Source organism: Pseudomonas sp. P179, from assembly GCF_000478485.2.
GTDB classification, from domain to species: Bacteria; Pseudomonadota; Gammaproteobacteria; order Pseudomonadales; family Pseudomonadaceae; genus Pseudomonas; species Pseudomonas aeruginosa.
The window spans coordinates 1,110,112-1,132,713 of the sequence record NZ_KI517354.1 but is presented as its reverse complement, the minus strand read 5'-3'; the positions used below and the strand labels follow the sequence as shown (position 1 = coordinate 1,132,713).

21 protein-coding genes and 2 tRNA genes are annotated in these 22,602 nt (G+C 67.5%); 21 read left to right on the top strand and 2 right to left on the bottom strand.

Features of this window, described 5'->3' with window-relative positions; all coding sequences use genetic code 11:
- Positions 1 to 40: 40 nt before the first annotated feature.
- From fimV to HMPREF1224_RS17845, 10 genes are all read left to right on the top strand, one after another.
- Entirely contained in the window at positions 41 to 2,800 is a 2,760-nt protein-coding gene (gene fimV, locus HMPREF1224_RS17890; RefSeq protein WP_003163304.1) for a motility hub landmark protein FimV, read from the top strand.
- A 21-nt stretch (positions 2,801 to 2,821) separates the two neighbouring features.
- Entirely contained in the window at positions 2,822 to 3,679 is an 858-nt protein-coding gene (truA, locus tag HMPREF1224_RS17885; protein WP_003091390.1) for a tRNA pseudouridine(38-40) synthase TruA, read from the top strand.
- 89 nt (positions 3,680 to 3,768) lie between these two features.
- A complete protein-coding gene (locus HMPREF1224_RS17880; protein WP_003116445.1) occupies positions 3,769 to 4,404 on the top strand; it encodes a phosphoribosylanthranilate isomerase in 636 nt (211 codons plus the stop codon).
- A gap of 268 nt (positions 4,405 to 4,672) precedes the next feature.
- Positions 4,673 to 5,545: an acetyl-CoA carboxylase, carboxyltransferase subunit beta gene (gene accD, locus HMPREF1224_RS17875; RefSeq protein ID WP_003104199.1), complete on the top strand. Its 873-nt coding sequence runs from the start codon at positions 4,673 to 4,675 to the stop codon at positions 5,543 to 5,545.
- Entirely contained in the window at positions 5,542 to 6,831 is a 1,290-nt protein-coding gene (gene folC / locus HMPREF1224_RS17870; RefSeq protein WP_003115014.1) for a bifunctional tetrahydrofolate synthase/dihydrofolate synthase, read from the top strand. The genes accD and folC overlap by 4 nt, the downstream gene beginning before the upstream one ends.
- A gap of 3 nt (positions 6,832 to 6,834) precedes the next feature.
- Positions 6,835 to 7,494, top strand: a complete 660-nt coding sequence (locus tag HMPREF1224_RS17865; RefSeq protein ID WP_003147893.1) for an SPOR domain-containing protein — start codon at positions 6,835 to 6,837, stop codon at positions 7,492 to 7,494.
- Positions 7,495 to 7,567: 73 nt separating this feature from the next.
- Positions 7,568 to 8,110, top strand: coding sequence for a CvpA family protein (locus HMPREF1224_RS17860; protein ID WP_003113932.1), 543 nt, complete (start codon positions 7,568 to 7,570; stop codon positions 8,108 to 8,110).
- A 221-nt stretch (positions 8,111 to 8,331) separates the two neighbouring features.
- Positions 8,332 to 9,837: an amidophosphoribosyltransferase gene (gene purF / locus HMPREF1224_RS17855; RefSeq protein WP_003091383.1), complete on the top strand. Its 1,506-nt coding sequence runs from the start codon at positions 8,332 to 8,334 to the stop codon at positions 9,835 to 9,837.
- A gap of 16 nt (positions 9,838 to 9,853) precedes the next feature.
- Positions 9,854 to 11,065, top strand: a complete 1,212-nt coding sequence (locus HMPREF1224_RS17850; RefSeq protein WP_003113933.1) for an O-succinylhomoserine sulfhydrylase — start codon at positions 9,854 to 9,856, stop codon at positions 11,063 to 11,065.
- Positions 11,062 to 11,829 carry an SDR family oxidoreductase gene (locus HMPREF1224_RS17845; RefSeq protein ID WP_003103539.1) on the top strand — a complete coding sequence of 256 codons (768 nt, stop codon included), beginning with the start codon at positions 11,062 to 11,064 and terminating at the stop codon, positions 11,827 to 11,829. The genes HMPREF1224_RS17850 and HMPREF1224_RS17845 overlap by 4 nt, the downstream gene beginning before the upstream one ends.
- 86 nt (positions 11,830 to 11,915) lie before the next feature.
- On the opposite strand, the gene xcpQ is transcribed toward HMPREF1224_RS17845, so the two are convergent.
- Complete coding sequence (gene xcpQ / locus HMPREF1224_RS17840) at positions 11,916 to 13,892, bottom strand: GspD family T2SS secretin variant XcpQ (protein ID WP_003122269.1); 1,977 nt, start codon at positions 13,890 to 13,892, stop codon at positions 11,916 to 11,918.
- Positions 13,893 to 13,896: 4 nt separating this feature from the next.
- A complete protein-coding gene (gene xcpP / locus HMPREF1224_RS17835; protein ID WP_003119750.1) occupies positions 13,897 to 14,604 on the bottom strand; it encodes a type II secretion system protein N in 708 nt (235 codons plus the stop codon).
- A 219-nt stretch (positions 14,605 to 14,823) separates the two neighbouring features.
- Between xcpP and xcpR the strand changes: the two genes are divergently transcribed.
- The 11 genes from xcpR (at position 14,824) to HMPREF1224_RS17780 (ending at position 22,588) form a co-directional block, all read left to right on the top strand.
- Positions 14,824 to 16,332, top strand: a complete 1,509-nt coding sequence (gene xcpR / locus HMPREF1224_RS17830) for a GspE family T2SS ATPase variant XcpR (protein WP_003091377.1) — start codon at positions 14,824 to 14,826, stop codon at positions 16,330 to 16,332.
- Positions 16,332 to 17,549 (top strand): GspF family T2SS innner membrane protein variant XcpS, encoded by a 1,218-nt coding sequence (gene xcpS, locus HMPREF1224_RS17825; protein ID WP_010793224.1) that lies wholly within the window; start codon positions 16,332 to 16,334, stop codon positions 17,547 to 17,549. Before xcpR ends, xcpS begins: the two co-directional genes overlap by 1 nt.
- 4 nt (positions 17,550 to 17,553) lie before the next feature.
- The gene (xcpT, locus tag HMPREF1224_RS17820) at positions 17,554 to 18,000 is read left to right on the top strand and encodes a GspG family T2SS major pseudopilin variant XcpT (protein ID WP_003119751.1); all 447 of its coding nucleotides are present in this window, start codon (positions 17,554 to 17,556) and stop codon (positions 17,998 to 18,000) included.
- Positions 18,001 to 18,006: 6 nt separating this feature from the next.
- The gene (xcpU, locus tag HMPREF1224_RS17815; protein ID WP_003103530.1) at positions 18,007 to 18,525 is read left to right on the top strand and encodes a GspH family T2SS minor pseudopilin variant XcpU; all 519 of its coding nucleotides are present in this window, start codon (positions 18,007 to 18,009) and stop codon (positions 18,523 to 18,525) included.
- Entirely contained in the window at positions 18,522 to 18,911 is a 390-nt protein-coding gene (xcpV, locus tag HMPREF1224_RS17810) for a GspI family T2SS minor pseudopilin variant XcpV (protein ID WP_003103528.1), read from the top strand. The genes xcpU and xcpV overlap by 4 nt, the downstream gene beginning before the upstream one ends.
- A complete protein-coding gene (gene xcpW, locus HMPREF1224_RS17805) occupies positions 18,908 to 19,612 on the top strand; it encodes a GspJ family T2SS minor pseudopilin variant XcpW (RefSeq protein ID WP_003091372.1) in 705 nt (234 codons plus the stop codon). Before xcpV ends, xcpW begins: the two co-directional genes overlap by 4 nt.
- Positions 19,609 to 20,610 (top strand): GspK family T2SS minor pseudopilin variant XcpX, encoded by a 1,002-nt coding sequence (gene xcpX, locus HMPREF1224_RS17800; protein WP_003103524.1) that lies wholly within the window; start codon positions 19,609 to 19,611, stop codon positions 20,608 to 20,610. The genes xcpW and xcpX overlap by 4 nt, the downstream gene beginning before the upstream one ends.
- Positions 20,607 to 21,755, top strand: a complete 1,149-nt coding sequence (gene xcpY / locus HMPREF1224_RS17795) for a GspL family type II secretion system protein XcpY (RefSeq protein WP_003103522.1) — start codon at positions 20,607 to 20,609, stop codon at positions 21,753 to 21,755. The genes xcpX and xcpY overlap by 4 nt, the downstream gene beginning before the upstream one ends.
- 1 nt (position 21,756) lies before the next feature.
- Complete coding sequence (gene xcpZ, locus HMPREF1224_RS17790; RefSeq protein ID WP_003091369.1) at positions 21,757 to 22,281, top strand: GspM family type II secretion system protein XcpZ; 525 nt, start codon at positions 21,757 to 21,759, stop codon at positions 22,279 to 22,281.
- Positions 22,282 to 22,419: 138 nt separating this feature from the next.
- A tRNA-Val gene (locus HMPREF1224_RS17785) sits at positions 22,420 to 22,495 on the top strand.
- 16 nt (positions 22,496 to 22,511) lie between these two features.
- Positions 22,512 to 22,588 (top strand) — tRNA-Asp (locus HMPREF1224_RS17780).
- Positions 22,589 to 22,602 lie beyond the last annotated feature (14 nt).

Sequence of the window (22,602 nt, the reverse complement as noted above, 5' to 3'; positions counted from 1 at the left end):
CGTGAAACGAGAAAAGATATTAAAACCAAGGGATTACACTATGGTTCGGCTTCGTACACTGGTTCGGGCAATCGCGGCGGCCTCGGTCCTGACTTCCGGCATGGCGCATGGATTGGGACTGGGGGAAATCACCCTGAAGTCGGCGTTGAACCAACCGTTGGATGCCGAGATCGAGCTGCTCGAAGTTCGTGACCTGGGTTCGGGCGAGGTGATCCCGAGCCTGGCGTCGCCGGAAGAGTTCAGCAAGGCGGGCGTCGATCGCCTGTACTACCTCACCGACCTGAAGTTCACGCCGGTGGTGAAGCCCAACGGCAAGAGCGTCATTCGCGTGACCTCGTCGAAGCCGGTGCAGGAGCCCTACCTGAACTTCCTGGTCCAGGTGCTCTGGCCGAACGGCCGCCTGCTGCGCGAGTACACCGTCCTGCTGGATCCGCCGCTGTACTCCCCGCAGGCCGCGGCAAGCGCTCCGCAAGCGCCGGTCAGCGCGCCGCGCGCGACCGGCGCCCCGCGAGCCCCGCAGGCTCCGGCTCCGGTGCGTACCACCGCGCCGGCAGGCAGCGACACCTATCGCACCGTTTCCAACGACACGCTCTGGGAGATCGCCCAGCGCAACCGTACCGATCGCGTTTCCGTACCCCAGGCGATGCTCGCGTTCCAGGAGCTGAATCCGGGCGCCTTCGTCGATGGCAACATCAACCGGCTGAAGAGCGGCCAGGTCCTGCGCATTCCCACCGAACAGCAGATGCTGGAGCGCTCGCCGCGCGAGGCGCTGTCCCAGGTGCAGGCGCAGAACCAGAGCTGGCGCGGCAGCCGCAATCCGGCCGCGGGCAGCGCTGGCGCCAGGCAGTTGGATGCGACCCAGCGCAATGCCGCCGGGTCGGCGCCATCCAAGGTCGACGCCACGGACAATCTGCGCCTGGTGTCTGGCGAGGGCAAGGCCAGCAAGGGTGCCGACAAGGGCGGAAAGGGCGACAGCAAGGCGATCGCCGATACCCTGGCGGTGACCAAGGAAAGCCTCGACAGCACTCGCCGCGAGAACGAAGAACTGCAGAGTCGCATGCAGGATCTGCAGAGCCAGTTGGACAAGCTGCAGAAGTTGATCCAGCTGAAGGACGCCCAGTTGGCCAAGCTGCAAGGGCAGTTGGGCGCCGAAGGCCAGGGCGCAGCCCAGCCGAACGCAGCCCTGCCGGATGCGTCCCAGCCCAATGCGGCCGCGCAGGCGCCGGCTCAGCCCGGGACTCCTGCTGCGGCAGCGCCGACTCCTGCTCCAGCCGGAGAAGCACCCGCCGCTCCGGCGCAGCCTCCGGTGGCGCCGCCGCCCGCGCCAGCTGCCGAGAAGCCTCCGGCACCTGCCGTTCCGGCGCCCGCTCCGGTACAGGCGGCAGAGCAGCCGGCACCGAGCTTCCTCGACGAACTGCTGGCCAACCCGCTGTGGTTGGCGGTGATCGGCGGTAGCGCACTGCTGGCGTTGCTGGTGCTGCTGATGATCCTGTCGCGGCGCAATGCGCAGAAAGAGAAGGAAGAAGCCCAGGCTTTCGCCGCGGATACCGGCGAGGAACAGGAGGATGCGCTGGACCTGGGAAAGGACGGCTTCGACGACCTGACCCTCGACGAGCCTGAGCCGCAGGTCGCAGCCGTCGCTCCGCAGGTCGAGAAGACCACCGCGCAGACTTCCGATGCGCTGGGCGAGGCCGACATCTATATCGCCTACGGGCGTTTCAACCAGGCCGCCGAACTGTTGCAGAACGCCATCTACGACGAGCCGCAGCGCACCGACCTGCGCCTCAAGCTGATGGAAGTCTATGCCGAGATGGGCGATCGCGAAGGTTTCGCTCGCCAGGAAAACGAGCTGCGCGAAATCGGCGGCGCACAGCCGCAGGTCGAGCAGCTCAAGTCGCGCTATCCGGCAATGGTCGCGGTCGCCGCGGTTGCCGGCCTGGCCGGCGCCAAGCTGGCGCAGGACGAGCTGGATAGCTTCAGCCTTGACGACCTGTCGCTCGACGACAGCGGTCACGCGGCCAAGCCGGATGCGGCAGGACAGGATCTCGACGACGCCTTCGACCTGAGCCTGGACGACCTGGGCGGCGACGACGTGCAGGCCGACCTCAAGTCCGACAGCGGGGCGCTGGACGACCTGACCCTGGACAGCGATCTGGACCTGGCGGCCTCGACCCCGGCGGATAAGCCTGTCGACGATCTCGACTTCGGCCTGGATTTCGCGGAGTTGGCAGAGACTCCGAGCCAACCCAAGCATGACGACCTGGGCGATTTCTCCCTGGATCTCGACGCGCCGGAAGACAAGCTTTCGGACGACGACTTCCTGCTTTCGCTGAACGACGAAGTGCCCGCCGCGGCGCCTGCCGACAACGAATTCACCCTCGATACCGAGGCTGCCGAAGAGCCGGCGTTGTCCCTGCCGGACGACTTCGACCTGTCGCTGGCCGACGAGCCGACGGAGCCGGCCGCTCCGGAGAAGGGCGAGGACAGTTTCGCCGCCCAGTTGGACGAGGTGAGTGCGCAGTTGGACGAGTTGGCCAGCAACCTTGACGAGCCGAAGAGCGCGACGCCGAGTTTCTCCGCCGAGGATGCAGCGGTCGCCTCCGCCCTGGACGGAGACGCCGACGATGACTTCGACTTCCTCTCCGGTGCCGACGAAGCGGCGACCAAGCTGGATCTGGCTCGCGCCTACATCGACATGGGCGATAGCGAAGGCGCGCGCGATATCCTCGACGAAGTCCTGGCCGAAGGTAACGACAGCCAGCAGGCGGAAGCCCGCGAGTTGCTGGAGCGCCTGGCCTGATCCGGAAATGAAGCGACCCTCATGAACGATGTTGTTCCGCCAGCGGCAGCCGAATCGGCTGCCGCTGGCGTTTCCAGAATCGCCCTCGGCATCGAGTACAAGGGCTCCCGCTATCGTGGCTGGCAGCGCCAGGAAGCCGGCGTGCCTTCCGTGCAGGAAGCGCTGGAGCGCGCCTTGTCGAAGGTTGCCGCCGAGCCGGTCGGGGTGATCTGCGCCGGCCGTACCGACGCTGCCGTTCATGCCAGCGGCCAGGTGGTGCATTTCGACACCGCGGTGGAGCGCCCGTTGAAAGCATGGGTGATGGGCACCAACGCCAACCTGCCCGCGGATATCAGTGTGACCTGGGCGAGGGTGATGCCGGCGCATTTCCACGCGCGCTTCTCGGCCATGGCCCGGCGCTATCGCTACGCCATCTACAACGATCCGATCCGCCCGGCGCACCTGGCCGAGGAGGTCACCTGGAACCATCGGCCGCTGGATATCGGGCGGATGCGCGAGGCGGCCCAGGTACTGGTCGGCACCCATGACTTCACCTCGTTCCGGGCGGTGCAGTGCCAGGCCAAGTCGCCGGTCAAGACCATGCATCACGTGCGCTTGCTGGAGCATGGTCGGTTGATCGTGCTGGACATCCGCGGTAACGCTTTCCTTCACCATATGGTGCGCAACATCGCTGGCGTCCTGATGACCATCGGTGCCGGCGAGCGGCCGATCGAATGGGCGAAGGAGGTGCTCGAGGCGCGCGACCGGCGCGCCGGTGGGGTCACCGCTCACCCCTACGGACTCTATCTGGTGCGGGTGGAGTACCCCGGGGAGTTCGAGTTGCCCGAGCGCTACCTGGGGCCGCATTTCCTTTCCGGATTGCCCGATATCGTCGGCTGACGTCGAATCGGGCTTTTGCTACCATCGAGAATTCCCGCCGGACCGGCCGTCCGGCGGTTCGTCGCTCACTCGCCGAGGATTCTCCGTCGTTGCCAGCCGTTCGCATCAAGATCTGCGGTATCACCCGAGTCGAGGACGCCCTGGCCGCTGCCGCGGCGGGCGCCGATGCCATCGGCCTGGTGTTCTATGCGAAGAGCCCGCGGGCGGTGGATATCCATCGGGCGCGGGAGATCGTTCGTGCCCTGCCGCCGTTCGTGACCAGCGTCGGCCTGTTCGTCAACGCCAGCCGCTGCGAACTGGGCGAGATTCTCGATGCGGTGCCGCTGGACCTGCTGCAATTCCATGGCGACGAGCGCGCCGAGGACTGCGAGGGACATCGGCGACCCTACCTGAAGGCCCTGCGGGTGAAGCCCGGCGACGACATCGTCGGGCGCGCGGCGGCATATCCGGGAGCTGCCGGGATTCTCCTGGATACCTATGTGGAAGGCGTGCCCGGCGGCACGGGGGCGGCGTTCGACTGGTCGCTGGTGCCGACCGACCTGGGCAAACCCCTGGTGCTGGCCGGCGGTCTGACGCCGGATAACGTCGGCAGGGCAGTCGAGCAGGTCAAGCCCTACGCGGTGGACGTCAGCGGTGGCGTCGAGGCGAGCAAGGGAATCAAGGATGCGGCGAGGGTCCGCGCGTTCGTGGACGCGGTGCGTTCGCGGCGCCGCGACGAGACATGATGTGACGACGGGCGGCCCGCCGCCGTCCACTAGCGTGTCGCCGTTTCCGCGACAACGCCCGGCCGCCGATAGGGAGGCCAGATATTTCGCGATAGCCGCTCGCCGGGTATCGCCCAGGTGACCGCGCAGGCGGGGGATGGGACAGGCCGCGAAACGTTTCGCAGCCGTGGGGCCCACCGCTGCCGGCGGTCACGAAGATGAATTTGCTCAGGGACGCCGTCACCGGATCGGTGCGGCCATCCCGACCTTGCACTGGAGAACAAAGAGCATGAGCAACTGGCTGGTAGACAAGCTGATCCCTTCCATCATGCGTTCCGAGTCCCAGAAGAGTTCGGTACCGGAAGGCCTGTGGCACAAATGCCCGTCCTGCGAAGCCGTGCTGTACCGTCCGGAGCTGGAAAAGACCCTGGATGTCTGCCCGAAGTGCGATCACCACATGCGCATCAACGCGCGTACCCGCCTGGACATCTTCCTCGATGAGGACGGTCGCGAGGAGCTGGGTGCCGACCTCGAGCCGGTGGACCGCCTGAAATTCCGCGACAGCAAGAAGTACAAGGATCGCCTCGCCGCGGCACAGAAGGACACCGGCGAGAAGGACGCGCTGATCGCCATGAGCGGCAAGCTGCAGGGTATGCCGGTGGTCGCCTGCGCCTTCGAGTTCTCCTTCATGGGCGGTTCGATGGGCGCCATCGTCGGCGAGCGCTTCGTTCGCGCAGCCAACGTCGCCCTGGAGAAGCGCTGCCCGCTGATCTGCTTCTCCGCCTCCGGCGGCGCGCGCATGCAGGAGGCGCTGATCTCGCTGATGCAGATGGCCAAGACCTCGGCGGTCCTGGCGCGCCTGCGCGAAGAAGGCATCCCGTTCGTCTCGGTATTGACCGACCCGGTCTACGGCGGCGTTTCCGCCAGCCTGGCGATGCTCGGCGACGTGATCGTCGGCGAACCCAAGGCGCTGATCGGCTTCGCCGGTCCCCGCGTGATCGAGCAGACCGTCCGCGAGAAGCTGCCGGAAGGCTTCCAGCGTAGCGAGTTCCTCCTCGAGCATGGCGCCATCGACATGATCGTGCATCGTGCCGAGTTGCGGCCGCGCCTGGCCAATCTGCTGTCGGCCTTCACTCATTCGCCGAGCCCCGTATCCGCATGACCCAGCGTTCCCTGGCCGATTGGCTGAGCTATCTCGAACAACTCCATCCGACGGCCATCGACATGGGCCTGGAGCGTTCCCGCGAGGTAGCGCGCCGGCTCGGCCTGGGAAGGCCGGCGAAACGCGTGGTCACCGTTACCGGGACCAACGGCAAGGGCTCCACCTGCGCCCTGCTCGCCGAACTGCTGCGTGAGCAGGGGTTGTCGGTCGGGGTCTACAGCTCGCCGCACCTGCTGCGCTACAACGAGCGGGTGCGGATCGACGGCATCGAGGCCGGCGATGCGCAACTGTGCGACGCCTTCTCCGCGGTGGAGGCCGCACGTGGCGAGATTTCCCTGACCTATTTCGAAATGGGCACGCTGGCCGCCTTCTGGCTGTTCGAGCGCGCCGGGCTGGACTTCGCGGTGCTGGAAGTCGGCCTTGGCGGGCGCCTGGATGCGGTCAACCTGATCGACGCCGACCTGGCGCTGATCACCAGCATCGGCCTGGACCATGCGGACTGGCTGGGCGATACCCGCGAAAGCGTGGCTTTCGAGAAAGCCGGTATCCTGCGCGCCGGCAAACCGGCCCTGTGCGGCGATCTCGATCCCCCGCAGCCATTGCTGGAGCAGGTGGCTGCGCTGGGGGCACCGCTTTACCTGCGCGGTCGCGACTACGACCTGGCGCTCGCCGATCATGGCTGGCACTGGCGCGGGCTGGCCGCGGACGGCCAGGCGCTGGCGCTGCACGATCTGCCGTTGCTCGGGTTGCCCATGGAAAACGCCGCGCTGGCCCTGCAGGCCTACGCGTTGCTCGAGTTGCCCTGGCAGGCGGAGCGCCTGGCCGAGGCGCTGCGGCGGACCCGGGTGACCGGTCGCCTCGATCGCCGCGACCTGTCCTGGAACGGCCAGCCACGCCAGCTCCTGCTGGACGTCGGGCACAATCCCCAGGCCGCCCAGTACCTGGCGCAACGCCTGCGTGCCGCAGCGCCACGAGGGCGCTACCTGGCGGTCTTCGGCCTGCTGGCGGACAAAGACCTGGATGGCGTACTGGAACCCTTGACCGGCTTGGTGCAGGATTGGGCCGTTGCACCGTTGCCGACCCCGCGTTCGCGGCCGGCCGCGGAGCTGGAGGCGGCGCTGATCCTGCGCCAGGTTCCGGCGAGCAGCCATGCGGATATCGCCGCCGCCCTGGACGCGCAGTGCGCCAAGGCTACCGCGGATGATGTCATTCTGCTGTTCGGATCGTTCTATAGCGTGGCCGAAGGCCTGGAATGGCTGGCCCGTAGAACGGATAAGGGGGAGTAAATCATGGCCTTGCTGGAAAGAGGGCTGAAGCAGCGCATCGTCGGGGCGTTGGTGCTGATCGCCCTGGCGGTGATCTTCCTGCCGATGCTGTTCACCCGCGAAGACGAGTCGCGCCAGGTCGTGGTGGAAGCGCCGCCGCGCCCGCAATCGCCGGCCATGCCCAGTGTCGAGGTGCAGCCGACCGAGGTGCCGGAACTGCAGCCCGGCGAGGAAGGCATCGCTCCCGAGATCGTCGAGGAAGGCTCCCCGGCCGCCGCCGGCCAGCCCAGCCAGCCGATCGGCGGCCTGCCGGCGACCCCGCCGGCCACCCAGCCGCCCGCCCAGGCCCAGGCGCCGGCCGCCAGCCTGCCGCCAAGCCAGCCGCAACCGCCCGCTGCGCCGCCGAGCCCGCCGCCCGCGGAGAAGCGCCTGGACGCCAACAACCTGCCGCAGAGCTGGTCGGTACAGCTTGCCAGCCTGTCCAACCGGGCGCGCGCCGAGGAATTGCAGAAGACCCTGCGCTCCCAGGGCTACAACGCCTACATCCGCAGCTTCGACGGGATGAACCGGGTCTTCGTCGGGCCGGTGATCCAGCGCGCCGAGGCGGATCGCCTGCGCGACCAGTTGAGCAAGCAGCAGAAGCTCAACGGCTTCGTCGTGCGCTTCCAGCCGGAACGCGGTTGACCGCGACCCGCGGCTTACCGTCGCGGGCGCGCTCTGCTAAAATGCAGCGCCTTTTCTGCTTGTGGGCTGCATAGTGGCATTTACCTGGGTCGATTGGACGATGGTCGCCATCATCGTCGTTTCCAGCCTGATCAGTCTGAGTCGCGGCTTCGTCAAGGAAGCCTTGTCCCTGCTTACCTGGATAGTCGCCGGCGCGGTGGCCTGGATGTTCGGCGGGGCGCTGGCGCAGCACCTGGGCGAGTACATCCAGACCCCCTCGGCCCGCATCATCGCAGCCTGCGCGCTGCTGTTCATCGCGACCCTGCTGCTCGGGGCGCTGGTCAACTACCTCATCGGCGAACTGATCCGGGTCACCGGCCTCTCCGGCACCGACCGCTTCCTCGGCATGGTCTTCGGCGGTGCGCGCGGCGTACTGCTGGTCGTGCTGCTGGTCGGCCTGCTCAGCCTGGCCCCGGTACAGCAGGACCCTTGGTGGCAGCAGTCGGTGCTGATGCCGCATTTCCTGATGGTTGCCGACTGGTCGAAGAACTTCATTCTCGGTTTCGCCGGCCAGTGGTTGCCGGCCGCGCCGATAACGCCGCCGAGCGGCATCGGCGGGCTGCTTCCCAGCCAGTGATTTTGGCGGGACACTGGCCGAGGCCGGGTCCCGCGGTTTTCCAGGGCGGCGCGTCGATGGCGCGGCGCCGGCGGCACAGGACGTGCCGCGAGCCAGTCGGCGGCGAAGGTCGCCGATTCGCGGGAGCCAGCGGCCCACAGGCCCTGGTCAGCTCGATGGTCCGGGACGGACCGATCGCGCTTCCCATCTTTCCAGCTTGAGCCAAGTAGGGGTTGCGTCACATGTGTGGCATCGTCGGTATCGTGGGCAAGTCGAACGTCAATCAGGCGCTGTATGACGCGCTCACCGTCCTCCAACATCGCGGCCAGGACGCTGCCGGTATCGTCACCTGCCATGACGATAAGCTGTACCTGCGCAAGGACAACGGCCTGGTCCGCGACGTCTTCCAGCAGCGCCACATGCAGCGCCTGATCGGCAGCGTCGGCATCGGCCATGTACGTTACCCGACCGCCGGCAGCTCCAGCTCGGCGGAGGCGCAGCCGTTCTACGTCAACTCGCCCTACGGCATCACCCTGGCGCACAACGGCAACCTGACCAATGTCGAGCAGTTGGCCAAGGAAATCTACGAATCCGACCTGCGCCACGTGAACACCAACTCCGATTCGGAAGTGCTGCTCAACGTGTTCGCCCACGAGCTGGCGGTGCGCAACAAGCTGCAGCCCACCGAGGAGGACATCTTCGCCGCGGTTTCCTGCGTGCACGACCGTTGCGTCGGCGGCTACGCGGTGGTGGCGATGATCACCGGCCATGGCATCGTCGGTTTCCGCGACCCCAATGCGATCCGTCCGATCGTCTTCGGCCAGCGGCATACCGAGAACGGCGTCGAATACATGATCGCCTCCGAGAGCGTGGCCCTGGACGTACTCGGCTTCACCCTGATCCGCGACCTGGCGCCGGGCGAGGCGGTGTACATCACCGAGGAAGGCAAGCTCTATACCCGCCAGTGCGCCAAGGCGCCGAAGTACGCGCCGTGCATCTTCGAGCACGTCTACCTGGCGCGTCCGGATTCGATCATGGACGGCATCTCGGTGTACAAGGCGCGCCTGCGCATGGGCGAGAAGCTTGCCGACAAGATCCTCCGCGAGCGTCCCGACCACGACATCGACGTGGTCATCCCGATCCCCGACACCAGCCGCACCGCGGCGCTGGAACTGGCCAACCGGCTCGGCGTGAAGTTCCGCGAGGGCTTCGTCAAGAACCGCTACATCGGCCGCACCTTCATCATGCCCGGCCAGGCGGCGCGGAAGAAATCCGTGCGGCAGAAGCTCAACGCCATCGAGCTGGAGTTCCGCGGCAAGAACGTGATGCTGGTGGATGACTCCATCGTCCGCGGCACCACCTGCAAGCAGATCATCCAGATGGCCCGCGAGGCCGGGGCGAAGAACGTCTACTTCTGCTCCGCCGCGCCGGCCGTGCGCTACCCCAACGTCTACGGCATCGACATGCCGAGTGCGCACGAGCTGATCGCGCACAATCGCAGCACCGAGGACGTCAGCAAGCTGATCGGCGCCGACTGGCTGGTCTACCAGGACCTGCCCGACCTGATCGACGCGGTCGGCGGCGGCAAGATCAAGATCGATCACTTCGACTGCGCCGTGTTCGACGGCGAGTACGTGACCGGCGACGTCAACGAGGCCTACCTGAACCGGATCGAACAGGCGCGCAACGATGCGACCAAGGCCAAGAGCCAGGCGGTCAGCGCGATCATCGATCTGTACAACGACTGACAAAGGGGAGAGCGGCATGACTCAGGACTGGGATGCCGGGCGTCTCGACAGCGACCTGGAAGGCGCGGCCTTCGACACCCTGGCGGTTCGCGCCGGGCAACGGCGGACGCCGGAGGGCGAGCACGGCGAGGCGCTGTTCACCACTTCCAGCTACGTCTTCCGCACCGCCGCCGACGCGGCCGCGCGGTTCGCCGGCGAAGTGCCGGGCAACGTCTATTCGCGCTACACCAACCCCACGGTACGCACCTTCGAGGAGCGCATCGCCGCCCTCGAAGGAGCCGAGCAGGCGGTGGCCACGGCGTCGGGCATGTCGGCGATCCTCGCCCTGGTGATGAGCCTGTGCAGCTCCGGCGACCACGTGCTGGTCTCGCGCAGCGTGTTCGGCTCGACCATCAGCCTGTTCGACAAGTACTTCAAGCGCTTCGGTATCCAGGTCGACTATCCGCCGTTGAGCGATCTCGCGGCCTGGGAGGCGGCGTGCAAGCCGAATACCAAGCTGTTCTTCGTCGAGTCGCCATCCAACCCACTGGCCGAGCTGGTGGATATCGCCGCGCTGGCCGAGATCGCCCACGCCAAGGGTGCGCTGCTGGCGGTGGACAACTGCTTCTGCACGCCGGCCCTGCAACAGCCGCTGAAGCTCGGTGCGGACGTGGTGATCCACTCCGCGACCAAGTACATTGACGGCCAGGGCCGGGGCATGGGCGGGGTGGTCGCCGGTCGCGGCGAGCAGATGAAGGAAGTGGTCGGCTTCCTCCGCACCGCCGGACCGACCCTCAGCCCGTTCAACGCCTGGCTGTTCCTCAAGGGCCTGGAAACCCTGCGTATCCGCATGCAGGCGCACAGCGCCAGTGCCCTGGCCCTGGCCGAATGGCTGGAGCGCCAGCCGGGCATCGAGCGGGTCTACTACGCGGGCCTGCCGAGCCATCCTCAGCATGAGTTGGCCCGGCGCCAGCAGAGCGGCTTCGGCGCGGTCGTCAGCTTCGACGTGAAGGGCGGGCGCGATGCCGCCTGGCGCTTCATCGACGCTACCCGGATGGTCTCGATCACCACCAACCTGGGCGACACCAAGACCACCATCGCCCACCCGGCGACCACCTCCCACGGTCGACTGTCCCCCGAGGACCGCGCGCGCGCCGGGATCGGCGACAGCCTGATCCGGGTCGCGGTCGGCCTGGAAGACCTCGACGACCTCAAGGCCGACATGGCTCGGGGGCTGGCCGCGCTGTGATCGAACCCAACCTGCGAGGCAACGGCAAGGTCGCCCTGGTCACCGGGGCGGCCCGGGGCATTGGCCTGGGCATCAGTGCCTGGCTGATCGCCGAGGGCTGGCAGGTAGTGCTTGCCGACAACGACCGTGAACGCGGGGCCAGGGTGGCCGAGGCGCTGGGCGAGCACGCCTGGTTCGTGGCCATGGACGTGGCCCAGGAGGGCCAGGTGGCGATGAGCGTGGCCGAGGTGCTCGGTCAGTTCGGCCGCCTCGACGGCCTGGTCTGCAACGCCGCCATCGCCAATCCGCGCAATACGCCGCTGGAGGCGCTGAGTCTCGGCGAGTGGACCCGGACCCTGGCGGTCAACCTGACCGGTCCGATGCTGCTGGCCAAGTACTGCACGCCTTATCTGCGCGCGCACAATGGCGCCATCGTCAACATCGCCTCGACTCGTGCCCACCAGTCGGAGCCTGACTCCGAGGCCTACGCCGCGAGCAAGGGCGGGTTGCTGGCGCTGACCCATGCCCTGGCCGCCAGCCTGGGCCCGGATATCCGTGTCAATGCGCTCAGCCCCGGCTGGATCGATACCCGCGAGGCCGCCGAGCGCGAGGCTGCGCCGCTGACCGAGCTGGACCACGACCAGCACCTGGTCGGCCGGGTCGGAACGGTGGAGGATGTCGCGTCGCTGGTGGCTTGGCTGCTCTCCGAGGACGCCGGTTTCGTCACCGGCCAGGAATTCCTGGTCGATGGCGGCATGACCCGGAAAATGATCTACCTCGACTGAGTTGGTGGGGAGATGCGGAAAAGGCGCTGTTCCGAAAGGAGCAGCGCCTTTTTTTCGTATGAGGCCGCCTTGCCGGTATGGCGCCGTTATTCCGTCTTCAGTTCGCGCAGATCGACGGCCTGTCCATCGAACAACTGGTTGGCGTTGGTCGGCAGGATGCTGGGTCGTCCCTCCGGGCCGCGAGTGCCGTCGATGACCCGGATGTCGCTGTATTTCTTGCCCGAGAGCGCGGCGAGACCGGCGCTGTCGCGGACCACCGTAGGACGCAGGAAGACCATCAGGTTGCGCTTGGTGTGGGTGTCCTTGGTGGAACGGAACAGGCGACCGAGCAATGGGATGTCCCCGAGCAGGGGAACCTTCGACTCGGCTTGGGAAACGTCGTCCTGGATCAGGCCGCCGATCACGATCACTTGGCCGTTCTCGGCGAGGATGGTGCTCTTGATCGAGCGCTTGCTGGTGATCAGGTCGGTATTGTTGCGCTGCTGGGCGTTGGGCAGCAGGGCCGAGATCTCCTGCTCGATCTCCAGGCGCAGGGCCGCGCCGTCGTTGATGTGCGGAGTGACCTTGAGGCTGACGCCGATATCCTTGCGCTCCACGGTGGTGAACGGGTTGCTCGAACCTTCGCTGTTGGTGGTGTAGGAGCCGGTCTGGAACGGTACGTTCTGGCCGACCAGAATCTCCGCTTTCTGGTTGTCCAGGGTCAACAGGCTCGGGGTCGACAGCAGGTTGCTCTTGGTGTTGGCCGAGAGCGCGGTGACCAGCGCGCCGAAGCTGCTGCTGCCGATGCCGACGATGGCGCCGTCGGGGATGGATTCCGGTGCCTTGTTGCTCTCGAGCGATTGCAGCAGGGTGCCGATGGACAGTCCGGTATTGGCGAAGTTGGTCTTGGTTCCGCCCATGCCGCCCTTGTTGATCGCCCATTGCACGCCGACGGCATCCTGGATGTCGCCGGAGATCTCGACGATGGCCGCCTCCACCAATACCTGGGCACGCGGCACGTCGAGCTGGCGAACGATGTCTTCGAGAGCGTTGACCGTGTCCGGGTCGGCCAGCAGGACCAGGGCGTTGGTGCTTTCGTCGGCACGGATGAGGATGTTGCTCGGTCGGCCGCCGCCGGTCTGTTCGCCGCCCTGGCCGCCATTGTTCTTCATGCCTTCGGAAATCTGGCCGAGGGTTTCCGCGAGGGTCTTGGCGTCGTTGTGGCGCAGGCGGATCACCCGGGTGTTGGCTGAGCGCGCGGTCGGGGTGTCCAGCGATTGCGCCAGTTGCACCAGCTTGGCGCGCGCCTGCGGCGGGCCGAGGATGATCAGGCGGTTGGTGCGCGCGTCGGCGATCACCTGGGCGCCCGTCGCGCCCTTGGCCTGGCCGCGGCTCATGGCGTTGTTGAGCACCTCGGCGGCGTCCATCACCCAGCCGTAGCGCAGGTTGATCACGCTGTAGTCGTGGCTGCCCTTCTGGTCGAGCTGGCGGATCACGTCTTCGATTCGCGCGATATTGGCGCTGCGGTCGCTGATGATCAGCGCGTTGGCCGAGGGCACCGCGGCGAGGTGGCCATATTGTGGGACCAGCGGACGGATCAGCGGGATGAGTTCCGATACCGGGCTCTGCTGCACCTGGATCACCCGCGTCTCCAGGCGATCCGGCGCGCTCTGGCCGCCGCCGGCCTCGGTCTTGGCCTCGGCGTTGGGCACGATGCGCGCCTGGTCGCCCTGGGCGACCACGGTGAAGCCGTGGGTGCTCATCACCGAGAGGAACAACTGGTAGACCTCGCTCAACGAGAGCTGGGCCTTGGAGACCACGCTGACCTGGCCCTTGACCCGCGGGTCGACGACGAAGGTCTCGCCGGTGATTTCGGAAATCTGGTCGATGAATTCGCGGATGTCGGCATCCTTGAGGTTGATCGTCCAGTGCGCCTCCTGCTGGTTGCCGGCCGGGACGAAGGCGTTCCCGCCGCTGTTTTCGGCGTGCGCCGCCTGGATGCCGAGGGCCAGGCTGAGAAGGACGGCGGGAACGTACGAACGACTGGAAGGGGCAAACAGGGCGCGGAGCAAAGGCTGGGACATCGGGTCAGTCGCTTTCCGTAGGCGTGGTCGTGGGCTCGCTCGAGTCTTCTTCGGCGGGTTCTGCGATGGGCGTGGCTTCCATCTGCTGGCGCAAGGCGTCCAGGCGCTCGCGCAATGCTGCAGCGTTCTCATCCTGCAGGCTTTGCAGTTGTTCGATCGAGTCGTTCTCGCTTGTAATGTCGTCCGCGCTGGCCAGCAGTCCCCCGGAACGGTGCGGGAAGGGCAGGCTTTCCAGGCGCCCGCCGCGCTGCAGTTCGACGCGGTCGCGGTAGACCGCGTGCAGCTTCACGCCGTCGCTGATCTCGCCGCCGACCGCGTAGCGGTGCGGCTTGTCGCCCTGGCGCTGGATGATCGCGCTGGACAGCTTGGGATCGCTCTGGACGAAGCTGCCCTTGAGCACCAGGTCGAGGTTGGTGGCCGGTGGCGGGGCGTTGGGGTCCTGGGCGCTGGTGCCGAAGAGGCGCGCCAGGCGGGTCGGATCGCTGCGGATCGACTCGTGGCTGACCGGCGAGGCGGCGACGGCTACCGGGCTGCGTTGCAGGCGCAACCAGCCGGCCGCCTGCCAGGCGAGGCTGATGCTCATGGCGATGATCAGGGCAACAGCCAGAAGGGCCGGGGCGTACCGCTGCAGCCAGCGGGAAGAGGCGCCGGAGAAAGGCAATACATCACTCCTGGTCTTTATCGTTATGTCTGAAGATCGCCGAGGGATCATAGCAGTTCGTTGCCAGTAGGCTACCTACTTCTATCAATAGGTGTGACTGGCCGGGCCAGGCACGCTTGTGCTTAAGATAACGGCTCGCCAGGATACTTCTGCAAGAGGAACTCGGGATCGGCCGCACAAAACGACTAACAACTAACAATACTGACGGTAACCGTTCAGTGGTCATATACGACCAAGATACTTCTGTAAGGTTACCGCTATAAGGCATCCATGATGACAGCCCCATTACCCGACATCGCCGCGCCGGCCGCACCGCCACGGCGTCTGCCGTTCAGCTTCGCCAAGCGCCAGGGCCTGCTGTTCCTGTGCCTGGAGGAGCAGTACTGGCTGGCCTGCCGGCCGCAGGTGGAGCTGGCGGCGATCGCCGAGGCGCAGCGCTTCGCCGGCCGCCGCCTGCCGCTCAAGGCGCTCGGCGAGGACGCCTTCAACCAGGCCCTGGCGGCCTCCTACCAGCACGACTCCTCGGCGGCCATGCAGCTCGCCGAGGACCTCGGCGGCAGCCTGGACCTCGCCGCGCTGGCCGACCAGGTCCCGGAAACCGAGGACCTGATGGAGCAGGAGGACGACGCGCCGATCATACGCCTGATCAACGCGATCCTCGGCGAGGCGATCCGCGAGAACGCCTCGGACATCCACCTGGAAACCTTCGAGAAACGCCTGGTGGTGCGCTTCCGCGTCGACGGCGTGCTGCGCGAGGTGCTGGAGCCCAAGCGCGAGCTGGCGGCCCTGCTGGTATCGCGGATCAAGGTCATGGCGCGGCTGGACATCGCCGAGAAGCGTATTCCCCAGGATGGGCGGATTTCCCTGCGGGTCGGCGGGCGCGAGGTGGACATCCGCGTCTCGACCCTGCCCTCGGCCAACGGCGAACGGGTGGTGCTGCGTCTGCTCGACAAGCAGGCCGGGCGCCTGAACCTGCAACACCTGGGCATGAGCGAGCGCGACCGCAAGCTGATGGACGAAACGGTGCGCAAGCCGCACGGCATCCTGCTGGTCACCGGGCCCACCGGCTCGGGCAAGACCACCACCCTGTACGCCAGCCTGACCACGCTCAACGACCGCACGCGGAACATTCTCACCGTCGAGGATCCGATCGAATACCACCTGGAGGGCATCGGCCAGACCCAGGTCAACGCCAAGGTCGACATGACCTTCGCCCGCGGCCTGCGGGCGATCCTCCGGCAGGACCCGGACGTGGTGATGGTCGGCGAGATCCGCGACCGGGAGACCGCCGAGATCGCGGTGCAGGCTTCGCTGACCGGCCACCTGGTGCTCTCGACCCTGCACACCAACAGCGCCATCGGTGCGATCACCCGCCTGGTGGACATGGGCATCGAGCCGTTCCTGCTGTCCTCCTCCATGCTTGGCGTGCTGGCCCAGCGCCTGGTGCGGGTGCTCTGCCCGGCGTGCAAGGAGCCCTACCGCGCCGACGAGGCCGAGTGCGCGCTGCTCGGCGTCGATCCCGCCGCGCCGCCGACCCTGCATCGCGCCCGCGGCTGCGGCGAGTGCCACCAGCATGGCTATCGCGGGCGTACCGGTATCTATGAACTGGTGGTGTTCGACGACCACATGCGCTCGCTGATCCACAACGAATCCTCCGAGCAGGAAATGACCCGGCATGCCCGCACCAGCGGACCAAGCATCCGCGACGACGGTCGGCGCAAGGTGCTGGAAGGCGTCACCACGGTCGAGGAAGTCCTGCGCGTGACCCGGGAAGAATAATGGCCGCCTTCGAATACCTCGCCCTCGACCCCAGCGGTCGCCAGCAGAAGGGCGTGCTGGAGGCGGACAGCGCGCGCCAGGTCCGCCAGTTGCTGCGCGAGCGCCAATTGGCGCCGCTCGACGTGAAGCCCACCCGTACCCGCGAGCAGAGCGGGCAGGGCGGGCGCCTGACGTTCGCCCGCGGACTGTCCGCGCGCGACCTGGCATTGGTGACCCGGCAACTGGCGACCCTGGTCCAGGCCGCGTTGCCGATCGAGGAGGCGCTGCGCGCCGCCGCGGCGCAGTCCACCTCGCAGCGCATCCAGTCGATGCTTCTCGCGGTGCGCGCCAAGGTCCTCGAAGGCCATAGCCTGGCCGGCAGCCTGCGCGAGTTTCCCACCGCCTTTCCCGAGCTGTACCGGGCGACTGTGGCTGCCGGCGAGCATGCCGGGCACCTCGGCCCGGTGCTGGAGCAACTTGCCGACTACACCGAGCAGCGCCAGCAGTCGCGGCAGAAGATCCAGCTGGCGCTGCTCTATCCGGTGATCCTGATGGGCGCTTCGCTGGCCATCGTCGGCTTCCTGCTGGGCTACGTGGTGCCCGACGTGGTCCGGGTGTTCATCGACAGCGGGCAGACCCTGCCGCTGTTGACCCGCGTGCTGATCGGCGTCAGCGACTGGGTCAAGGCCTGGGGCGCGCTGGCCTTCGTCGCGGCGATCGGCGGGGTGATCGGCTTCCGCTACGCGCTGCGCAAGGATGCCTTTCGCGAGCGCTGGCATGGCTTCCTGCTGCGCGTGCCGCTGGTCGGTCGGCTGGTGCGTTCCACCGACACCGCGCGCTTCGCCTCGACCCTGGCGATCCTCACCCGCAGCGGCGTGCCGCTGGTGGAGGCGCTGGCGATCGCCGCCGAGGTGATCGCCAACCGGATCATCCGCAACGAAGTGGTCAAGGCCGCGCAGAAGGTCCGCGAGGGCGCCAGCCTGACCCGCTCGCTGGAAGCCACCGGGCAGTTTCCGCCGATGATGCTGCACATGATCGCCAGCGGCGAGCGCTCCGGCGAGCTGGACCAGATGCTGGCGCGCACCGCGCGCAACCAGGAGAACGACCTGGCGGCGCAGATCGGCCTGATGGTCGGCCTGTTCGAACCGTTCATGCTGATATTCATGGGCGCGGTGGTGCTGGTCATCGTCCTGGCCATTCTTCTTCCGATCCTTTCTCTCAACCAACTCGTGGGGTAATCGCGTGAATCAGAGCCGCCCATTGCAGCGTCGCCAACAGTCGGGCTTCACCCTGATCGAAATCATGGTCGTGGTGGTCATCCTCGGCATCCTCGCCGCCCTGGTGGTGCCGCAGGTAATGAGCCGTCCCGACCAGGCCAAGGTCACCGTGGCCAAGGGCGACATCAAGGCCATCGCTGCCGCGCTGGACATGTACAAGCTGGACAACTTCGCCTATCCGAGCACCCAGCAGGGCCTCGAGGCGCTGGTGAAGAAGCCCACCGGCAATCCGCAGCCGAAGAACTGGAACAAGGACGGCTACCTGAAGAAGCTGCCGGTCGATCCGTGGGGCAATCCCTACCAGTACCTGGCGCCGGGCACCAAGGGCCCGTTCGACCTGTATTCGCTGGGCGCCGACGGCAAGGAAGGCGGCAGCGACAACGACGCCGACATCGGTAACTGGGACAACTGACCGGACATGCGGGCTTCGCGCGGCTTCACCCTCATCGAGCTGATGGTGGTGATGGTCATCATCAGCGTACTGATCGGCCTGGCGGTGCTCAGCACCGGCTTCGCCAGCACCTCGCGGGAGCTGGACAGCGAGGCCGAGCGGCTCGCCGGGCTGATCGGCGTGCTGACCGACGAGGCCGTGCTGGACAACCGCGAGTACGGCCTGCGCCTGGAGCGCGATGCCTACCAGGTACTGCGCTACGACGAAGCGAAGGCGCGCTGGTTGCCGGTGGCGCGCGACAGCCACCGCCTGCCGGAGTGGGCGGAGCTGACCTTCGAGCTGGACGGCCAGCCGCTGGTGCTGGCTGGCAGCAAGGGCGAGAAGGAGCAGAAGAAAGGCACCGACCAGCCGCAATTGCTGATCCTCTCCAGTGGCGAACTCAGTCCGTTCCGCCTGCGCCTGGCCGAGCGCGGACCCGAGGGGCGGGCGTTGTCGCTGAGCAGCGACGGTTTCCGCCTGCCACGGGTCGAGGTGGCGCGGCGATGAAGCGCGCGCGTGGTTTCACCCTGCTGGAAGTGCTGGTGGCCCTGGCGATCTTCGCCATGGTCGCGGCCAGCGTGCTCAGTGCCAGCGCGCGCAGCCTGCAGAACGCCTCGCGGCTGGAAGACAAGACCCTGGCGATGTGGATCGCCGACAACCGTCTCAACGAATTGCAACTGGAACAGACGCCGCCCTCCAGCGGCCGCAACCAGGGCGAGCTGGAGTTCGCCGGGCGCCGCTGGGAGTGGCGCACCCAGGTCGACAGCACCGCCGAGCAGGATATGCGGCGGGTGATCGTCTGGGTCGCGGCGAAGCCCCTTGGCCGCGAGCGTGGCAGCATCGAGGAACGCGCCGCGGCGCGCCTCGTCGGTTTCCTCGGGAGCCAGCCATGAGGCTACAGCGGGGCTTCACCCTGCTCGAGCTGCTGATCGCCATCGCCATCTTCGCCCTGCTGGCCCTGGCCACCTACCGCATGTTCGACAGCGTGATGCAGACCGACCAGGCGACTCGCGTGCAGGAGCAGCGCATGCGCGAGCTGGTGCGGGCGATGGGCGCGCTGGAGCGCGACCTGACCCAGGCGGTCGAACGTCCGGTACGCGACGAACTGGGCGATAACCGTGGCGCCTTCCTCAGCGAGGGCGAGAACGACCAGATCGTCGAATTCACCCGTGGCGGCTGGCGCAACCCGCTCGGTCAGGCGCGCTCGCGCCTGCAGCGGGTGCGCTGGTCGCTGTCCGGGGAGACCCTCGAACGCCGCTACTGGCTGGTTCTGGACCGCGCCCAGGACAGCAAGCCACGGGTGCAGCAGGTGCTGGACGGGGTTACCGCGCTGAGCTGGCGCTTCCTCGACAAGGAGCACAACTGGCAGGGCCACTGGCCGACCGACGAAGGCAGCGAGGAGGAGCGCCTGGAAAGCCTGCCGCTGGCGGTGGAGATGACCCTGGAGCACCGCCACTACGGCAAGCTGGTGCGCGTCTGGCGTCTGCTCGATCCGCCGCTCAAGCAGGACCAGCCGCAGGGCCAGCCGGGCGGCGAGAATGGCGAGGGCGGAGTGCCGCAGCCGCCGGAAGGCATGCCGGGGGCGCCGGAATGAGGCGCGGGCAGAACGGCGTCGCGCTGATCACCGTGCTGCTGGTGGTGGCGGTGGTGACCATCGTCTGCGCCGGGCTGATCATCCGCCAGCAGTTGGCGATACGCAGCAGCGCCAACCAGTTGCACGTGCGCCAGGCCTGGCACTATGCGCTGGGCGGCGAACGCCTGGCGGAAGCGGTGCTGCGCCGCGACCTGCGCCAGGGCGGCGAGAATACCCGCGAGCCGGTGGACCACCTGGGCGAGGCCTGGGCGCGACCGATGACGCCGTTCAAGCTGGACGACGGCGGCGAGCTGCGGGTGCGGATCGAGGACCCCAGCGGGCGTTTCAACCTCAACGGACTGGTGCGCAAGCGCAAGGTCAAGCCGGACTCGGTGAAGCAGTTCCGTCGCCTGCTGGCCACCCTGGGGATGAAGGAAGAGATCGTCCAGGGCTTGCCGGACCGGCTGGCCGACTGGCTCGACGCCGACCAGAATCCGCAGGGCGAGCAAGGCGCCGAGGACAACCAGTACCTGCTGGAAGCGCCGGCGTACCGCGCCGCCAACCGCAGTTTCAAGGACGTGTCCGAGCTGCGCCTGCTGAAATTGTCGGAAGCCGACTATCGACGCCTGCTGCCGTTCGTCAGCGCCTTGCCCGAAGATGCGCCGCTGAACGTGAACACTGCCAGCGTGCCGGTGCTGGCCGCCATGTTCGAGATCGATCCGGGACAGGCGGAAAACATCGTGGACGCCCGCGGTCGGGAAGGTTTCCAGAGCAAGGACGATTTCACCAAGCATCTGACCCAGTTGGGTTCGAAGACCGGAAACGTCAGTTATGCCGTCGGCACCCGCTACTTCCAGGTGATCAGCGAGGTCAGCCTGGGCGACCGCCGGCAGGTGCTGGTGAGTACCTTGCAGCGGGGCAAGGACGGCAAGATACGCGTGATGGCCCGCGACATGGGGCAGGGCGGCCTGCCCATCCCGTCGACGGGCGGCGACGATTGGAAGAAGGACGAGCGATGAGTGGAGTGAGTGCGCTGTTCCTGCCGCCCGCCAGCACGGCGGGGGCCGATGGGGAACTGGCGGTATGGTGGGTGCAGGATGGCGAGTGCCGGCGCGCGCCGTTCGCCCAGGCGCTGGCGGAGATCCGCGCGCCCTGGCGGCTGTACCTGCCGGTGGAGGCGGTGACCGCCTGCGCGGTGAACCTGCCTACACAGAAGGCGCGCTGGTTGCGCCAGTCGCTGCCGTTTGCGGTGGAGGAACAACTGGCCGACGATGTCGAGCAGATGCACCTTGCCCTTGGTCCGGCGCTGGCCGACGGCCGCCACCGGGTATTCGCCGTGCAGCGCACCTGGCTCGCCGCCTGGCTGGCGCTGGCCGAGGGCGCGGGCAAGGCACCGGCTTCGCTGCATGTCGATGCCGATTGCCTGCCGGGCGAGGGCAGTTGCCTGTTCTGGCTGGAAGAGCGCTGGTTGCTCGGCGGCAGCGGCGCCGTACGCCTGGCCTGCGGCAGCGAGGATTGGCCGGTACTGCGCGACAGTTGCCCGCCGCCGCAGCGGGCCTTCGCCGCGCAGGAGGTGGCGCCCCTGGAGGGGGTGGAAGTCCAGGCCCTGGCGGGCAATCCGCACGTCTGGCTGAGCGAGCAGCCGCTGGGCACCGACCTGGCCCAGGCCGAGTTCGCCGCGCGCCAGCAGAGCAGCCAGTGGCGCCGCTGGCGGCCGCTGCTGGGGTTGGTCGGGCTGTGGCTGGTATTGCAATGGGGCTTCACCCTGGTCCAGGCCTGGCAGTTGCAGCGCGAAGGCGACCGCTACGCGGCGCAGAGCGCAGAACTCTACCGCCAGTTGTTTCCCGAGGACCGCAAGCTGATCAACCTGCGCGCGCAGTTCGACCAGCACCTGGCCGACAGCGCCAGCAGCGGCGGCGAGGGCCAGTTGCTCGGCCTGCTTGGCCAGGCCGCCACGGTGATCGGCGGCGAGCCGACGGTGAGCGTCGAGCAACTGGACTTCAGCGCCGCTCGCGGCGACGTCGCCCTCCAGGTGCGGGCTCCCGGTTTCGACGTGCTGGAACGGCTGCGTTCGCGTCTCAGCGAGTCCGGGCTGGCGGTGCAGCTGGGTTCGGCCAGCCGCGATGGCTCGACGGTCAGCGCGCGCCTGGTGATAGGAGGTTGAGATGAAGGTGATGACGCAATTCCACGAGCGCCTCAGGGCCCAGGCGGAAACCTCGCAGCTGGCGATCCGCTGGCGCGGGCTGCCGGCGCGGGACCGCCTGGCGCTGCTCTGGCTCGGCGCGTTCCTCCTGCTGGTGGTGCTTTACCTGGCGCTGTGGCGCCCGGCCGAGCGCCATTTGCAGTCGGCGCGGCAGTACTTCACCGAACAGCGCGCGCTGCATGCCTACATCCAGCAGCAGGCGCCCAACGTGCGCCAGGCTGATGCCGCGGCGCCGCAGGCGCAGATCGACCCGGCGGCGCTGCAGGGCATGGTCACGGCTTCGGCGGCCCAGGCCGGACTGAGTGTCGAGCGCCTCGACAACGAAGGCGAGGGCGCCGTGCAGGTGGCCCTGCAGCCGGCGCCATTCGCCAAGCTGCTGCCCTGGCTGGAGCAGTTGAACGGGCAGGGCGTGCAGGTGGCGGAGGCCGGCCTGGACCGCCAGGTCGACGGCCGGGTCTCGGCGCGCCTGAGCCTGCGGGTCGAGTGAGCGGCCCGTGGCTGGGGCCGGCATGGGCCCCGGCGCCGACCGCGCCGACAGGCGATCGCCGAAATTTCAAAAAAAATTCAATCAGGGCATTGACTTAGGTTTTTCGGTCGGTAGAATGCGCCCCACTTCGAGAGTGAAGGGTGATTAGCTCAGCTGGGAGAGCATCTGCCTTACAAGCAGAGGGTCGGCGGTTCGATCCCGTCATCACCCACCAATCTCGCAAGTTACGCGCAGCGGTAGTTCAGTCGGTTAGAATACCGGCCTGTCACGCCGGGGGTCGCGGGTTCGAGTCCCGTCCGCTGCGCCATTCACTTCCCCTCC

What these genes read in the sequence shown, in the direction of transcription:
- fimV (WP_003163304.1), top strand. Translation starts at nt 41, where the DNA reads ATGGTTCGGCTTCGTACACTGGTTCGGGCAATCGCGGCGGCCTCGGTC.
- truA (WP_003091390.1), top strand. Translation starts at nt 2,822, where the DNA reads ATGAACGATGTTGTTCCGCCAGCGGCAGCCGAATCGGCTGCCGCTGGC.
- accD (WP_003104199.1), top strand. Translation starts at nt 4,673, where the DNA reads ATGAGCAACTGGCTGGTAGACAAGCTGATCCCTTCCATCATGCGTTCC.
- folC (WP_003115014.1), top strand. Translation starts at nt 5,542, where the DNA reads ATGACCCAGCGTTCCCTGGCCGATTGGCTGAGCTATCTCGAACAACTC.
- HMPREF1224_RS17865 (WP_003147893.1), top strand. Translation starts at nt 6,835, where the DNA reads ATGGCCTTGCTGGAAAGAGGGCTGAAGCAGCGCATCGTCGGGGCGTTG.
- purF (WP_003091383.1), top strand. Translation starts at nt 8,332, where the DNA reads ATGTGTGGCATCGTCGGTATCGTGGGCAAGTCGAACGTCAATCAGGCG.
- HMPREF1224_RS17850 (WP_003113933.1), top strand. Translation starts at nt 9,854, where the DNA reads ATGACTCAGGACTGGGATGCCGGGCGTCTCGACAGCGACCTGGAAGGC.
- xcpQ (WP_003122269.1), bottom strand. Translation starts at nt 13,892, where the DNA reads ATGTCCCAGCCTTTGCTCCGCGCCCTGTTTGCCCCTTCCAGTCGTTCG.
- xcpP (WP_003119750.1), bottom strand. Translation starts at nt 14,604, where the DNA reads ATGATCCCTCGGCGATCTTCAGACATAACGATAAAGACCAGGAGTGAT.
- xcpR (WP_003091377.1), top strand. Translation starts at nt 14,824, where the DNA reads ATGATGACAGCCCCATTACCCGACATCGCCGCGCCGGCCGCACCGCCA.
- xcpS (WP_010793224.1), top strand. Translation starts at nt 16,332, where the DNA reads ATGGCCGCCTTCGAATACCTCGCCCTCGACCCCAGCGGTCGCCAGCAG.
- xcpU (WP_003103530.1), top strand. Translation starts at nt 18,007, where the DNA reads ATGCGGGCTTCGCGCGGCTTCACCCTCATCGAGCTGATGGTGGTGATG.
- xcpV (WP_003103528.1), top strand. Translation starts at nt 18,522, where the DNA reads ATGAAGCGCGCGCGTGGTTTCACCCTGCTGGAAGTGCTGGTGGCCCTG.
- xcpW (WP_003091372.1), top strand. Translation starts at nt 18,908, where the DNA reads ATGAGGCTACAGCGGGGCTTCACCCTGCTCGAGCTGCTGATCGCCATC.
- xcpX (WP_003103524.1), top strand. Translation starts at nt 19,609, where the DNA reads ATGAGGCGCGGGCAGAACGGCGTCGCGCTGATCACCGTGCTGCTGGTG.
- xcpY (WP_003103522.1), top strand. Translation starts at nt 20,607, where the DNA reads ATGAGTGGAGTGAGTGCGCTGTTCCTGCCGCCCGCCAGCACGGCGGGG.
- xcpZ (WP_003091369.1), top strand. Translation starts at nt 21,757, where the DNA reads ATGAAGGTGATGACGCAATTCCACGAGCGCCTCAGGGCCCAGGCGGAA.